Raw genomic sequence first — 13,738 nt, forward strand, 5'->3', positions numbered from 1 at the left:
CCTCTTAGTGGCTATGGGCGGCGCCGGATTTTTCGATATCCGCTTTGATCAGGTAGCTATTCTCAGTGACATAACGATCACCCACCTTGAGGCCACTCAGCACTTCGGTCACTCTGCCATCGCTACGTCCCAGTTTCAGCGGACGGATCTCATAGGTATCCCCCACCTTGATAAACACCACCGTCCAATCGCGAAATGGTTGCAGAGCCCGGTTTTCCACCACAAGAGGCACAGGGTTTTCACTGGTGACCACCTGCCCTTGCACCATAAGATCTGTAGTCCAGAGATCGTTGGGATTTTCGATAGCCGCTCTAGCTATCGCAAAGGGCTGGCCGTTACCCCCAGGAGCGAGACTGGTAATGGTTGAATCGAAAGTGCGGTCCCCAGCGACAATGGAAACCTTTTGGCCCCGACTGATCTGACCGCGGCGGGTTGGGAATACCTGCAGTTCAGCCCACAACTGGGTGTAGTTGGCGATGGTGAACAACACTCGCTCACCGCTGAATTCGCCACGGCTGGTCTGCTTATCGATGATCTGCCCATTGATAGGAGCGACCAAGGGATAGGTTTGCAGACTGTCATTGGATTCAATGGTTGCGAGCTTCTCCCCTTTTTCTACTAAGTCACCCAGCGCTTTTTCAATAGTGACTACAGTTCCCGGGTAGCGTGCCCGCACATGACTGATACTGCGGTGATCAATCGCGGTTTTGCCATAGAGGGTCACACTTTCTTTAATAATTCCGGGGCCAGCGACCGCTGTTTCAATTCCGGCTTTTTTCGCCATCTGTGCTGAGATTTGTACGCGTCCTTCGTGGGACTCATATTCCCACTCACTACGCTTACCGTTATACAAAACAGAGACTACGACATCGAAAGAATGGGGTTCCATCACTGTGCCTTCGCCGCGGTAATACCCGGTACTGGATTCCCAGGTAAAAGGAACTTGCTCTACATCCCCACCGAGTCTTTCCACTGTCACCGAGAGTCGGGCGTTGTTGAGTAATTTACCATCACGATTAATCCAGGCTCGAAATTCCGATTGCGCGCCGTTTTCATAAATAAGCAGCTCTACTGTTAAAGCATCTTTTTCGAGTAAACGGCCACCGTTCGGGCCCTGTTCAATATGGGAATCTTCCTCACCGGAATGTGCACCATGATCCCCCCCTGCATAGGCCTGACTCGCGATAAAAAGCCCCAGGAAAAGAAGGGACAGCGAAAAAGTAACCCGCTGAATTGCTTCTACTAATTTATTCATAATTCCAACCAAAATCATTTCCTGCTTTCAGTGCCGGGAGGCCCCAGGGGCCCAGCGGTCAGCTGTTCTATCTCTGCGCCATACAGCAATACGGTTTGCGCCGCTTTGATCCGAGACCGCTCAGCGGCGAGCAGCTCTTCCCGCGCGGAAATCAATTCCACGTAGGAGTTCCGCCCACGGCGATATGCACGATCGACCTCTTTCAAGGCCTCGCGAAGTTTTGGAATGATAAAATCCTGCAGGGTGTAAAAAGTTCTGAGCGCCTGCTCGCGGCTAACTACTGTCAGATAGAGTTGTGGATATAGCTGCAAGAGCGCCACATCGCGACGCAGAACAACTTCATCCAACTCACTCATTGCAGTGAGTCGTGAACCCCGGCTGCGCTGGCCTGTAAATAGAGGTACGGTCACCCCTCCCATTACCGCAGTTTCTTGCTCGGCATTATTTTTCCGATAGCCCAAATACCACTCCACATCTGGCTTGGATCTGGTTTGAGCGATCCGCAACTTAGAGGCCTGAACCCGCTCTTCAGAAGCAAATCGAGCAATTGCAGGGTTATCTTTAGCTCGGGCATAAAGCTCTTCAAAACTGGCGCTGGGACCAAAGCGGTAGAGCTCCCTGGAGTCCACCGCAAAGTCCAGCTCGGGATCTCCCCACAACGCCGACAGAGCATGTTTGTAGTACCCGAGCATGGCCTGCTGGCCCTGCTCAGAAAGCTTGGCATTGGCCAGAGCCGACTCCGCTCGCATTCGCTCGGAAATAGAGCTCGCCGCAGCATTCACCCTGGTGGTCACAGCCTCTAGAGTATCCTCCGCTAGAGCGACCTTTTCTTTGGCAAGGACCAGCAACTCTTCAGCGGCCAATACTTCCGCATAGCGGCGAAGCACTTCGGCCAACAGCTCCAGAGCCTTGGCCTGTTCATCGGCGATCAACAGGTCACGTTGGGCATTAACAGCATCTATACGAGCCTGGCGCTTACCGCCCAACTCAATCACCGACGACAGATAAACGGTTAGCTCCAGCTCTTTCTCTGCGGAGAAGCCATCGCCAGGGCCGTAGTACTCATACTCAGACTCAAAACCCAGATTGACGGCCGGACGCAGTGCCGCTGTCTGTGCCGCACCATTCAAGCCGATACGCTGTAATGGGAATACCGCTAGCTGTGGGTTCTGCGCGAGTGTTAACTCGATCGCTTCCGACAGAGTCAGCATTTCCCCCCTCTGTGCAGACAAACCCTGCACAGGAATACATAAAGCTGTCGCCACAAGCGGCCATAGGGCACGGCGACAGATCACGCTCACAAAGAGCGTGCGAAAAAATTCCATGGATATCTCCCAAAATCACATCTCACCGGCGCAAGCAGGTTTCTTAGCTCTGCCTTTACTCGCGCAACAATTGAGCAATCAGACTTGGGTTATAGGTGGGCGCAACAGGGGAGAAAAGTAACCACTGGGAACAGCGGCGCTTAACACTTCACGATAGTAAATAGCCCCCCGGAGAAGGGGCTGAAATGACTGCCCAAGCAGGCCAGCAACGGTACTACCATGGCAATGGCAACAGTGATTGCAAAAATCCAGAAGCGGTGCCTGCGTACCGGGCTCATCAGTAGTGAGCGATGCTTTGGCGACTTCATTTAAATCAACATTTGAATCGGGTGATCCAAATTCACCGTAGCTATCAGACTGGTCCAGATGGTGGGGGGGAAGGTGGTTGGTGACATCCTGCAGTTCTTCGTGACTGTCATAGAAAGCACCTGCGGTCTGGAAGACCAGCAGCGCGATCAATAAAAAAGACAGTCTGACTAGGTTCATAAGAACAACGGGACCACAAAATCTTATTTTGGACTCTAGCAAACAAGTCAGCATAGCTCAAATAGAAACCCGACAAGCAAACTTGCTACTCAGCGCATAGGCCCTGAACACTGAAGCGCCAGTCAGCAAAGTCGGCCTCCCTGTCCAGTTGGTCACTCCCATCTCCTCTACACTGATTTTGATGCCACTAACTTGATCTTGTACCGGGAGGTATCCGTATATGCTTGCCCCTCACCCATTTGGCTGCCACGCCAGGGCGCTGCTTCTCGCGGTGTCGATGGTATTGGTTCCGGCCGTAATCGCACAGCCCACTCCCCCACCGCCTCAACCAGGTGGCGCGCCTGTTCAGGACCCACAGGATAGCTCTAGCAATCCTCAACAGAATCAACCCCCTGCCCCCACTGATAACCCTAATGGACAGGGGCAGCCCCCCGCGCCCTCAGACGGTACAAACGAGCAGGGTCAACCCCAGCCACCATCGGGCAGTACTACCGGACAGGGACAAGATGGACAGGGCCAAAGCGGTCAGGGTCAGAACACCCAGCCCCTGGCAGGTGTTGCACAGAATGGTGAGGCGATTGATCCCAAAGCCATGGAGGCCCTGAAGGCAATGGGGAAATACCTGGCAAGCATGAAGACGCTGATGTTTAACGCCAGGATTTTTGCCGATGTAGTACTGGAGAATGAGCAGAAGTTATTAATAGGCGGCAAAGTTAAATATTTGGCTATGCCTCCCAAAAAACTGCGGGTAGACCTGACTACCGATTCGATCACCCGCAACTTCATTCATAACGGTGACAAGTTCACCATGATCGCCCCGCGTAATGGCTACTTTGCCGAAATGCAGGCCTCTCAACCCACCGCCCAAGTACTGACCAAAGCGGCGAAAGACTACGGAATTGAAGTGCCATTGGCTGATTTGCTCGAGTGGGGTCGCAAACCGGATGCCTGGGCAGGGATCAAAGAAGGTTTCCTGGTTAATTCTCCCATGATCTACGGCAAGCGCACCAAACACTGGGCCTTTCGCTCTGAGAACCTGGACTGGGAGATCTGGATCCAGGTTGGAGATAAGCCTCTCCCCCTACGCATCTCCACGGTCAATACCCGCGACCCAGCCAAGCCGCGCTTTATCGCGACGCTAAAGTGGATGCAAGCTAAGCCAGAGGCGGCAAAAGAGTTCTCTCCCTCTACTCAGAAGCTCAAGCAGATCAAGTTTAAAAAGGCCGAGCCGAACAAGCAGGAGGCCCCACAATGATCCAAGTTAAGTGTCGCAAGTCGAGAGCCTTATCACTTTGGGCTGCGCCATTGCTCCTTTCTGGCGTTCTCCTCGCCGCTCTATTTAGTCCTCAGGTGGAGGCGCGAGGTCACTTTGGCGGGGGCGGTGCCCACTTCAATGTGGGAGGGCATTTCAATGCCGTTCGCCCCATGCCCGGTGGTGGCTTTCACGGAGAGTTTGCCAGGGGGGACTTTGAGCGGAGATTTCCTGGCCACCCACCGTTTCATCCAGTTCGCCCGGGACACCATCATCCACCCTACCCCCCACCCTGGCGTCCGCGTCACTGGCCCTATCCAGGCCCGGCTTACTGGGGTGTGACCGCAGTGGGCGTGGGTGGTTGGTTGTACACCCTGCCACCTAGCTGTGTCAGGGTGACGATCGGCAATGTGACCTATGAGCGTTGCGGAACCTATTGGTATGAACCCCACTTTGTCGGCGGGCACATCGCCTATCGACATGTCGCCGCTCCGCGGCGGTAGCTGGGAACCTATTCCAGCGCCAAATTAATCCACCCAGTTGGGTACATGGCGCTGGAAGTTAACAGAAAGGTTTAATCTTCAGATTTTTCCGGCCCGCCCTCGGCATAGGATTTGCTGATACGGCGAAGGATTCGAAGCTGCTTGCCAAAGTTCCGGCACGGAGCGCACATTGCCAAATGCAGCTTAAGGCTGGCCTTCTCACTAAAAGGCAGGTTGCGCTCCTGGGACTCAGACATCAACTGCGTTGCTTCCCGGCACGATTTCATTGACTTAGCCCTCCACACCAAACCAGTTGTCCTCAAGGCACTCTCGCAGGCGCAGGCGCGCCCGGTGCAATGTCACATTTAAGTTGCTCACCGAGATTTCCGCCGCAGCACAGATCTCGTGACTCTCCAACTCAATAAACTCCCGCATCATAAATATTTGCGCCTGCCGGGATGGCAGGTGATTGAGGCAAGCATCGAAGATTCTCCAAAAATGCTTGTCGTGAATGGCCGACTCAGGATCAGCCCATTTTTTGGGGCGCTCGTCCTTTCGCCAATGGCCCGTTTGGTCGAACAGTTCATTGTGATCGTGCTCCTCGCGATCACCGCGCACCAGTTGGTCCGCATCAACAAATCGCTGCCGTTGCCGCAGAATATCGGCAATTTTGTTCTTCAGAATGGCAAACACCCAGGTTTTAAGGGCCGAACGGCCAGTGAAACTGCGGGAATTCTTTAGGGCTCCCATCAGTGCCTCCTGCACCGCATCTTCGGCCAGTTGGGCGTCCTGCAGCTGCAGGCTGGCAAAACGAAGCATCTGCTGGCGCAAGTCCACGAGAAACTGGGGGTTTTGCAAAGAATCCTCAACTTTCGTTTCGGACTTCGTTTCAGATGACGTATCGGGGGCAAGGTAATCGCTCAATTACGGTCCCTCATAAAATCGAAGCGGAAACCGGCGATATTAACCAAAAAACGAAGATTATCTAACAGCCAGCCGACCCTGACATCAAAAGGCAACTTTAAGACCTCTCTACACACTAACAATCGAAACCTCGAAAGTCCTTAGTCGCAGAAAGGCGATACTTGTTACAAAGGGAAGGAGAGGTAAAAATTGCCCCGCAAAGGCGCCCAGCGCCGGAAAGGAAAATCACTCTGCGAAAGGTATCCCCATGCACGATATTGTTCAGGACTACTACGGCCGCCAACTGAAAAGCTCATCGGACCTAAAAACCGATGCCTGCTGTGATGCCAGTGCAGTGCCCAGTTGGTTGAAACCACTGTTGGCCAATATCCACCCGGAAGTCCTATCCCGCTATTACGGTTGCGGGCTTGTGTGCCCCCCTCTTTTAGAGGGCTGCAGGGTACTTGATCTCGGCTGCGGCTCCGGCCGTGATGTCTACCTACTCTCCCAGCTGGTGGGCCCGAGCGGTGAAGTGGTCGGCGTGGATATGACCGATGAGCAATTGCAGGTTGCCCGACAACACCAGAGTTACCACGCGGAAAAATTTGGTTATAACAATGTAACTTTCCTGCACGGCTATATCGAAAAGCTTGAGGAGCTCGGTCTGGAACCCGGCAGCTTTGACGTGATTGTCTCCAACTGTGTTGTGAATCTTTCTACAGACAAAGGTGCAGTACTTCGAGGCCTACATCGATTACTCAAAGAGGGGGGTGAATTTTACTTCTCCGATGTTTATGCCGATCGCCGCGTCCCCGATGCCCTGCGCACAGACCCTGAGCTGGTGGGTGAGTGCCTGGGCGGTGCACTTTACTGGAATGACTTTTTGGAGCTCGCTCAAGTCAGTGGCTTCCGCGACAGTCGCCTGGTGGAAAGCCGCCCTTTGGAAGTGACCAATGAGGTCTTACTCGCTCGTTGTGGCGCCGTCCGTTTTTATTCTGCCACCTACCGCTTGTTCAAACTGTCGGGGCTGGAGAAGGATTGTGAGGACTACGGCCAAGCCGTGATATATAAGGGCACAATTCCAGACCAACCTTCAGCATTTATTTTGGATGGACACCATCGAATAGAAAAGGGGCGGGTCTTCCCCGTCTGTGGTAACACCTGGAAAATGCTGTCAGAAACACGAATGGCCCCACATTTTGACTTTATCGGCGACTTCTCACAACACTTCGGATTATTTCCCGGTTGTGGACGTGAAATGCCCTTCTCAGAAGGGATAGGCGAAGAGGCTGCAACTGGAAGCCAATGTTGCTGAGGGGTATCAAATCAGCGTCGCAACAGCGGCGCTGAGTTTTTAGCCTTTATCCCGCAAAATGGCAGAATCGAGAAATTTCGGGACTTTGTGCTCCAACCAATAATTCGGCCGCCACAGAGATCCGCTGACAAACCCTACGTGCCCTCCCTGCAGGGTAACCTCCAACTGCACCATAGAGCTCACCTCTTTCTTCTCAGGGATGGCAGATGGGCAAACAAAAGGGTCATCTACGGAATTAATGATCATCGTCGGCACCCCAATTTCCCGCAGAAGATGCTTGCTCGAAGCCCTGGTGTAATAGTCATCGGCATCCCGAAATCCGTGTAGTGGTGCCGTAAAAGTGTCGTCGAAACAACGGAAGTTGGCAAAGAACGTGGCATCGTCCACATTGGGCAGAGCTGCAGCGATACAGGGGTCTTCTGCCTTTTGTTTCAAAGTAAGACGCAGGCAACTCAGCAGATGGCGCTGGTACAGCTTGGACAAGCCAGTATTAATTTTGCGGCTACAGGCATGGAGGTCCATTGGCGATGAAATCGCCACGGCGGCGGCCACCGGGCTGCAGCTTCCATCCTCGCCCAGCATTTTAAGCAGGACATTACCACCCAGTGAGTATCCGACCACCATAACGGGTGTCGCGGGTAGCTCTCCCCTTAACTGCTCAACCATCCAGCGAGGGTCCTCGCTATCACCGCTGTGATATGCCCTCGGCAACCTATTGGGTACCCCGCCGCAGCCGCGAAAATGCATGACCGCAACCTGGTAGCGGTGCGAGAGAAGAGAATCCATCATGCCCTGAACATAGGGAGAGGCTACTGAGCCCGCTAAACCATGGAGAATCAGAACCAGTGGGAGATCCGGGTCATCCACCAATGGGCGCGGGGTGAGTAATGCGAGGCAATCCCCGTCCGGGGTTTCATACCAGCGGCACTGGGTTTCTATCCAAGGAACTGGACGGTGCACACGGCCAAAGACCGTTTGAACATGACAGTTTCCAAGGCCTATGGCGGGGGTAAACTGATCAGTCATATCCCGGGTCCCGCTATTGCTAATAACCTGCCCTGCTCTCCCTTTAGGTGCCGGGCCTGGTGTAGGTGCCGGGCCTGGTGTAGGTGCCGGGCCTGGTGTAGATGCCGGGCCTGGTGCTGCCCCGAGCCAACCGGGCAGAGCGGATTTCGCGAAAAACTTGGGATTCTTGGACCCCGATAAAATTGCGCGAATATCATCAGTATATAACGAACTCCGGCATAAGTTGGGATAAGCGCCAGATAGCGCCTGCTATTCCTGAGGTTGAGCCCGCTTTTTCGGCATGGTTTCGGGAACAAAGATCAGGAAGAATATCGCTGCAACGGTCGCTATCCCTGCCAAAGTCAGAAAGGCCGCACCGTAGCCAAAGAATTGGGTAACATATTCCGCCGAGAAGTTACTACAAGCAGATCCTATCCCCACCAGAGCGGCCATGACTCCTTGAGTAATGTTGAAACGCCCCGTGCCCCTGGTGAGGTCGGCACACATCAAGATAATAACCACCCCAAAGATCCCATTGGCGACACCATCCAACGACTGTATTGCCACCAGAAAGAAAGGGTTATCTGTCGACATAAACAAGACTGCGCGAATCGGGTTGATACAGAACCCAATCATGAAGATAGCTTTACGGCCCCAGTCATCCGCCTTGGCCGCACACATAAGAGACATCAACATCATCCAAAATTGCGCAGCAATAATACAAGCCGAGGTAAAGGCAATCGCTTGATTCACGTTTGAATTCAGCGATAGCTTCTGGCTGACCAGAGGCAGCATGGCCGCATTGCCAAAATGAAACAGGAAGACGCTCACTGCCAAAGCGATCAGGCGCTTATCGGTGAGCAGTACGGAAAATCCAGCAGGCTCCTTTTTCCCTGAGGCATCGCGTTTTTCACCACCCCGCGCACGTATATGGTCGATGGAATTAGCGGGAATAAATCCAACAGAGATCGCCATTAACACACCCATAATGGCCATCAACCAAAAAACCCCTTCGGCCGCAATCGTCAGCGCCACAATTCCGGCAATTGCTGCGGCAAAAACATTGCCCGCATGATTAGCTGCCTGATTGGCACTGGTTTGTAAGGTAAAAGTTTTATCGCTACAGACTCCCAGAGTAATCGCCGCGATAGAGGGAGCCACAAAGGCAATGGCTGCTCCCATTAAAACCTGGGAGCCATAGATGATAGGTTTATGATTGGTAAGAGCAACAATAGCGACAGAGACAATAGCAATAATAACGCCGCAAGAAGCAATCAGTGCACGCTTAAAGCGGGTGCTATCAATGAATGCTCCGGCGGGTGTTTGCAGTAAAACGGTTGTAATGCCGCCAATTGCCAGAACAATGCCAATATCTCCAGTCTTCCAATGCATGGCTGACAAAAGATATATCGCTAAATAGGGCCCCAAACCTGCAACCACATCTCCCGCGAAGAAGTTCGTAAAGAGAAGAGGTTTGTTTAAACTCATAAATAAATCTTATTTTTTGCTTTATCTGCCCAGGCGGGCAGCCAAACACTAACCAAAAGAACTGTTTAATGATTTTCAGAGTAGCAGTTAGCAGAGACGAAGTCCGAGGCTGTGCCAATGTCCATTAGCCTAATTGTGTCGGCAGTCATTTTTATATTGATTGCCGCGAGGCAGTGGCTTCCATCCATTATTCGCATATGGCACATCATGACCTTTGGCGCAATCGCTCTACTATTAATGCGCCAGATTAGTTTGAGGGAAGCCTTTTTTGCCATAGATTGGGATCTGATACTGTATTTATTCTCCGTTTTCTCTATTGCTTCGGCCCTGTACGATACCGGGATATCCACACAAATCAGCCACCGAATTCTCTCAATCAAGCATCCTGGTTTGGTATTGATAAGTTATATCCTTGTAATGGCATTATGCGCAGCCATTCTTACCAATGACGCCGCCGCAGTGATTGGCGTCCCCATTGCGATAGTGCTAGCACGAAACATGAAATGGGGACTGATCCCTCTACTGATAACCCTGTGCGCAACTGTAACCATCGGCAGCATGGTCTCCCCTGTGGGCAACCCACAAAATATACTGATTGCCAATGTCGGGAACTTCGACAATATGTTTGTCGTTTTTGCCCAGTGGATTCTTATTCCCGCCATCATTATTATGTTTCTTTCGATGATATGGTTAAAACGTTTCTTTAAAACCAGTGATATCATCAATTATGAAGCCTCAAGAGAGTACAAAGAGGAGGAGGAAGTTACTCAAAAGTGGCCAGCACTTTTATCTGCCACTCTTTTATTAGCACTCATCTTTCTTGCAAGTATATTGCACAATGTAGACGGTATATATCATCCCACTATTGGGCAAATTGGTTTGGCTGCCTGCCTACCCATCTATATTGCCAGCCACGAGCGCAGGCGCATATTAAGAGAGGTGGACTGGCCCACCCTATTCTTTTTTATCTCTATGTTTGTAGTGACAGGGTCCCTGCTTCAATCGGGGTCACTCCAACATTTCCTTAAAGTAAGCAATATTGACTTGGCTGAACCAGAAACCGTTGCTTTTGTCAGCTTCTTTGCCAGCCAATTATTTTCCAACGTGCCAGTAGTTGAGATTTACCTTAACCTCCTGCACCAACAAGATACCCAGATATTAATGATGCTCTCTGCCATATCAACAGTGGCTGGAAACTTATTCATTATTAGCGCTGCTAGTAATGTGATTGTATTGCAGCAAGCAGAGAAGTTCGGAGTCAAGCCCTTTAACTTTTGGCAGTTTTTCTTTCTGATGCTTCCCGTCAGCATTATCAGCGTATTAGTAAGCTACTTTTGGATTATCTGGTATGCAAGCTGGTAAAGAGCTTTACAAGCATTAAGCTCTGGGGCTTAAATATTTAAGAGCAAATCTTTTAAGTGATTAGATCTCGTCAGGCTTTTCAATGCGGGCATACAGACGATAATCACCGCCCTTTAGTAGCAAGTAAATATTGTAGGGCTCAAATTTTTCTCCATCCTCCATACCGGGGCTACCAATCGGCATCCCGGCAACGATCAGCCCCACACTCCCCTCGGGAGGTGAGGCCAGGAACTTCTGAATATGTAAGGCCGGTACATGCCCTTCAAAGACGTATCTATCATGCCAAATCGCGGTATGGCACCCCTCCATACCCCTGGGGATACCCCACTTACGTTTAACTCCCTGCATATCCACTTTAAAAACCGAGGTGGTTTCTAAATCATTTTCCTTTAGATGAGTAATCCATTTATTACAACAAAAACACAATGGGTGCTTATAGACAACCATAGCGGCGGTATTACTTGTACTTTCAGCGATGGCAATACCAGCCAGTGAAGCGGCGAACATTAAAGACAAGAAAGCCCTTTTTACCCACCCCTCCAACATCTTAATCCTATATGGCCTGGGCATAATGAATGACATAAGTCTCAGCGGGATCCTGCCAGAAGCAGACAGGTTCAAACCCGCTACGGGTCAGTAAGCTATTAAAGCCTGCAATAGAATACTTATGGCTGTTTTCAGTATGAATCGTTTCTCCCTCAATAAATTCTATCTTTGTATCCGCAATCGAAACACTGTGACTCTTAAGGCAAACCAGATGCATTTCCACCCGCTGGCGCAACGAGTGGTAAAATGCACGATGCGCAAACAGAGACAGGTCAAAATCCGCCCCTAGCTCGACGTTAATTCTCTGCAGGAGATTCAAATTAAATTTCTCAGTGATATGATCACTATCGTTGTAGGCCCGCTCTAAAGTCACTGAATCCTTAACCAAATCTGTGCCTATCACCAAGCCATCACCAGGACTCAGGTTGGAGGCGAACAACTCCAACAAACGCTCCGCCTCGAGTGGTTCAAAGTTACCTATTGTCGACCCAGGAAAAAAGACAACCCTTTTCCGGGAAGGAATATTAATCAAGTTGTCCCACACAGCTGCCTGAGTAAAGTCCCCGACTTCACTCCATACCTGCATCCCCGGTAATCCATTTTTTATTCGCCTTTCGGCATCCAGCAATATCTCAGGGGATATATCAATAGGATAATAGCCCTTGGGAGAATCCAATGCGGCAAGCAGCGCTTCTACCTTTTCACAGTTTCCGGCCCCCGGTTCTATTAGCAGAGCTTCGGGCCCAATTCTTTCTGCAATTTTATCCAAATGAATCGCGAATATGTCTGCCTCATTTCTGGTCAGGTAGTAATCACTTGAATCGCATATCTCTTCAAAAAGACGAGAGCCAACTTCGTCATATAAGTACTTGCAGGGCAATGTTTTTCTATTACCCCCCAACCCCTCTAAAACATCTCTTAGGAATTCATTATTTTGGAGTTGATTTTCCGTAACTGACGATAAGGCTGCTTTCACTTTAGTCTCCTGCCAATCGGACACCGGTAAATTGCCACGCTTGATGTGGATAAAAGAAGTTCCTATAACTAATTCTTATATGATCAGATGGGGTTGCGAAAGACCCTCCACGCAAGACTTTCTGGTTGCACATAAACTTACCGTTGTATTCACCAACCGCGTCCCTGCGGGCCTTGAAACCGTGGTATGGCAAATAGGCACTGGAGGTCCACTCCCACAGGTCCCCCAGGAATTGGGTCTGACCATTTTGCGCAGCCAAAGGCTTTAAATAACGCTTTTCCAGCAAATTGGCACTGGCAAGCTGGTTTAGTTGACGAAGGTGACAGGCAGCCGCCTCCCATTCAAATTCAGTGGGCAATCTTTTACCGGCCCAGGTGGCAAATGCATCTGCTTCATAAAAAGACAGGTGATGCACAGGCTCATAACCATTTATCGGCTGCAAACCGTGTAAAGTATATTGTTGCCAGCCACTATCGGTATCACGCCAATATAAAGGATGCTTTTGGGCGTGCTTTTCTATCAGCGACCAACCATCAGATAACCAGAGCCTGTGTTGTTGGTAGCCGCCATCCTCGATAAAATCCAGATATTCAGCATTACTCACCAGTCGTGAAGCAATGGAAAAATCAGGCAGAAACTGTTTATGAGCAGGCCCCTCATTATCAAAAAAGAAATCCTCTCCATCACTACCGATACCATAAAATCCACCGGGAATTTCCAGCCAACGTAACGGTGCTACATTCTCTGCCTCATCTTCGGGGGCGCTATCACTGTAAGCGGGAGCCATTGGATTCATCGAAAGTGCATGCTTGATATCCGTCAGCATTAACTCCTGATGTTGCTGCTCATGATTGAGGCCGAGATCTAACAGTGCACTGATGCTCGAGGTAAAGGGGTGTTCATTTAACAGCTGCTCCATGGCTGAGTCTACAAACTGCCGATAGGCGTAAATACGCTCAACTCCAGGGCGGGATATCAAGCCCCGCTGTGGCCTGGCATAGGGTGTACCCAAGCTGTTGTAATAGGAATTAAAAAGGTGATGAAACTGAGGATCAAAAAGTTGGTATTTGGGCAAATGCTGAGCGAGTATAAAGGTTTCAAAAAACCAGCTGGTATGCGCCAGATGCCACTTGGTTGGACTGGCATCGGGCATTGATTGCAGCTGCATATCCTCGACAGATAGAGGCGCAGCAAGACATTCCGTCTCCCCCCGCACCCTTTGATAAGTTGAAAGAACCTGCTGCTGTAACTCTTCCAGAGAAACTTCACCTGCGAATATTGTCATATCAATAATCAACTACGATAGAATTCAGTTCTATTGAAATCATCATACGCAGTTTTAG

Annotated in this window: 14 protein-coding genes; 4 read left to right on the forward strand and 10 right to left on the reverse strand. The window is 50.7% G+C overall.

What is annotated here, in order from left to right; translation table 11 throughout:
• Positions 1 to 4: 4 nt before the first annotated feature.
• The 3 genes from ACXAFI_RS09555 to ACXAFI_RS09565 form a co-directional block, all read right to left on the reverse strand.
• Entirely contained in the window at positions 5 to 1,255 is a 1,251-nt protein-coding gene (locus ACXAFI_RS09555; protein ID WP_475108631.1) for an efflux RND transporter periplasmic adaptor subunit, read from the reverse strand.
• Between the two features lie 14 nt (positions 1,256 to 1,269).
• Positions 1,270 to 2,580: a TolC family protein gene (locus ACXAFI_RS09560; protein ID WP_444922024.1), complete on the reverse strand. Its 1,311-nt coding sequence runs from the start codon at positions 2,578 to 2,580 to the stop codon at positions 1,270 to 1,272.
• Positions 2,581 to 2,658: 78 nt separating this feature from the next.
• Complete coding sequence (locus ACXAFI_RS09565) at positions 2,659 to 3,066, reverse strand: hypothetical protein (RefSeq protein WP_444922023.1); 408 nt, start codon at positions 3,064 to 3,066, stop codon at positions 2,659 to 2,661.
• Between the two features lie 220 nt (positions 3,067 to 3,286).
• Between ACXAFI_RS09565 and ACXAFI_RS09570 the strand changes: the two genes are divergently transcribed.
• Both ACXAFI_RS09570 and ACXAFI_RS09575 read left to right on the forward strand, forming a co-directional pair.
• Positions 3,287 to 4,321: a DUF2092 domain-containing protein gene (locus ACXAFI_RS09570; RefSeq protein ID WP_444922022.1), complete on the forward strand. Its 1,035-nt coding sequence runs from the start codon at positions 3,287 to 3,289 to the stop codon at positions 4,319 to 4,321.
• Positions 4,318 to 4,821 carry a hypothetical protein gene (locus ACXAFI_RS09575; protein WP_444922021.1) on the forward strand — a complete coding sequence of 168 codons (504 nt, stop codon included), beginning with the start codon at positions 4,318 to 4,320 and terminating at the stop codon, positions 4,819 to 4,821. The genes ACXAFI_RS09570 and ACXAFI_RS09575 overlap by 4 nt, the downstream gene beginning before the upstream one ends.
• A gap of 71 nt (positions 4,822 to 4,892) precedes the next feature.
• Here the strand turns inward: ACXAFI_RS09575 and ACXAFI_RS09580 are convergent, their stop codons facing one another.
• Both ACXAFI_RS09580 and ACXAFI_RS09585 read right to left on the reverse strand, forming a co-directional pair.
• A complete protein-coding gene (locus tag ACXAFI_RS09580) occupies positions 4,893 to 5,087 on the reverse strand; it encodes a zf-HC2 domain-containing protein (protein ID WP_475108632.1) in 195 nt (64 codons plus the stop codon).
• Between the two features lie 4 nt (positions 5,088 to 5,091).
• Positions 5,092 to 5,724, reverse strand: coding sequence for an RNA polymerase factor sigma-70 (locus ACXAFI_RS09585; RefSeq protein WP_444922019.1), 633 nt, complete (start codon positions 5,722 to 5,724; stop codon positions 5,092 to 5,094).
• A gap of 247 nt (positions 5,725 to 5,971) precedes the next feature.
• Here ACXAFI_RS09585 and ACXAFI_RS09590 point away from each other — a divergent pair, with 247 nt between their 5' ends.
• The gene (locus ACXAFI_RS09590) at positions 5,972 to 7,018 is read left to right on the forward strand and encodes a methyltransferase domain-containing protein (RefSeq protein WP_444922018.1); all 1,047 of its coding nucleotides are present in this window, start codon (positions 5,972 to 5,974) and stop codon (positions 7,016 to 7,018) included.
• A gap of 39 nt (positions 7,019 to 7,057) precedes the next feature.
• Here ACXAFI_RS09590 and ACXAFI_RS09595 read toward each other — a convergent pair whose 3' ends face one another.
• Positions 7,058 to 8,044 carry a hydrolase gene (locus ACXAFI_RS09595; protein ID WP_444922017.1) on the reverse strand — a complete coding sequence of 329 codons (987 nt, stop codon included), beginning with the start codon at positions 8,042 to 8,044 and terminating at the stop codon, positions 7,058 to 7,060.
• Between the two features lie 249 nt (positions 8,045 to 8,293).
• Positions 8,294 to 9,511 carry an MFS transporter gene (locus tag ACXAFI_RS09600; RefSeq protein ID WP_444922016.1) on the reverse strand — a complete coding sequence of 406 codons (1,218 nt, stop codon included), beginning with the start codon at positions 9,509 to 9,511 and terminating at the stop codon, positions 8,294 to 8,296.
• A gap of 117 nt (positions 9,512 to 9,628) precedes the next feature.
• Between ACXAFI_RS09600 and ACXAFI_RS09605 the strand changes: the two genes are divergently transcribed.
• Positions 9,629 to 10,873 carry an ArsB/NhaD family transporter gene (locus ACXAFI_RS09605; RefSeq protein WP_444922015.1) on the forward strand — a complete coding sequence of 415 codons (1,245 nt, stop codon included), beginning with the start codon at positions 9,629 to 9,631 and terminating at the stop codon, positions 10,871 to 10,873.
• 60 nt (positions 10,874 to 10,933) lie between these two features.
• Here the strand turns inward: ACXAFI_RS09605 and ACXAFI_RS09610 are convergent, their stop codons facing one another.
• The 3 genes from ACXAFI_RS09610 to egtB are packed head-to-tail and all read right to left on the reverse strand — an operon-like array spanning position 10,934 to position 13,680.
• Complete coding sequence (locus tag ACXAFI_RS09610) at positions 10,934 to 11,380, reverse strand: DUF411 domain-containing protein (protein ID WP_444922615.1); 447 nt, start codon at positions 11,378 to 11,380, stop codon at positions 10,934 to 10,936.
• 46 nt (positions 11,381 to 11,426) lie between these two features.
• Positions 11,427 to 12,395, reverse strand: coding sequence for an L-histidine N(alpha)-methyltransferase (egtD, locus tag ACXAFI_RS09615; protein ID WP_444922014.1), 969 nt, complete (start codon positions 12,393 to 12,395; stop codon positions 11,427 to 11,429).
• A 1-nt stretch (position 12,396) separates the two neighbouring features.
• On the reverse strand, positions 12,397 to 13,680 hold the full coding sequence (egtB, locus tag ACXAFI_RS09620) for an ergothioneine biosynthesis protein EgtB (protein WP_444922013.1): 1,284 nt from the start codon (positions 13,678 to 13,680) through the stop codon (positions 12,397 to 12,399).
• Positions 13,681 to 13,738 lie beyond the last annotated feature (58 nt).

The organism is Microbulbifer sp. ABH2_005, from assembly GCF_056160005.1.

Bases quoted from the DNA above. Each gene is read 5' to 3' on its own strand.
- ACXAFI_RS09555 (WP_475108631.1), bottom strand. From the start codon at position 1,255: ATGAATAAATTAGTAGAAGCAATTCAGCGGGTTACTTTTTCGCTGTCC.
- ACXAFI_RS09560 (WP_444922024.1), bottom strand. From the start codon at position 2,580: ATGGAATTTTTTCGCACGCTCTTTGTGAGCGTGATCTGTCGCCGTGCC.
- ACXAFI_RS09565 (WP_444922023.1), bottom strand. From the start codon at position 3,066: ATGAACCTAGTCAGACTGTCTTTTTTATTGATCGCGCTGCTGGTCTTC.
- ACXAFI_RS09570 (WP_444922022.1), top strand. From the start codon at position 3,287: ATGCTTGCCCCTCACCCATTTGGCTGCCACGCCAGGGCGCTGCTTCTC.
- ACXAFI_RS09575 (WP_444922021.1), top strand. From the start codon at position 4,318: ATGATCCAAGTTAAGTGTCGCAAGTCGAGAGCCTTATCACTTTGGGCT.
- ACXAFI_RS09580 (WP_475108632.1), bottom strand. From the start codon at position 5,087: ATGAAATCGTGCCGGGAAGCAACGCAGTTGATGTCTGAGTCCCAGGAG.
- ACXAFI_RS09590 (WP_444922018.1), top strand. From the start codon at position 5,972: ATGCACGATATTGTTCAGGACTACTACGGCCGCCAACTGAAAAGCTCA.
- ACXAFI_RS09595 (WP_444922017.1), bottom strand. From the start codon at position 8,044: ATGACTGATCAGTTTACCCCCGCCATAGGCCTTGGAAACTGTCATGTT.
- ACXAFI_RS09600 (WP_444922016.1), bottom strand. From the start codon at position 9,511: ATGAGTTTAAACAAACCTCTTCTCTTTACGAACTTCTTCGCGGGAGAT.
- ACXAFI_RS09605 (WP_444922015.1), top strand. From the start codon at position 9,629: ATGTCCATTAGCCTAATTGTGTCGGCAGTCATTTTTATATTGATTGCC.
- ACXAFI_RS09610 (WP_444922615.1), bottom strand. From the start codon at position 11,380: ATGTTCGCCGCTTCACTGGCTGGTATTGCCATCGCTGAAAGTACAAGT.
- egtB (WP_444922013.1), bottom strand. From the start codon at position 13,680: ATGACAATATTCGCAGGTGAAGTTTCTCTGGAAGAGTTACAGCAGCAG.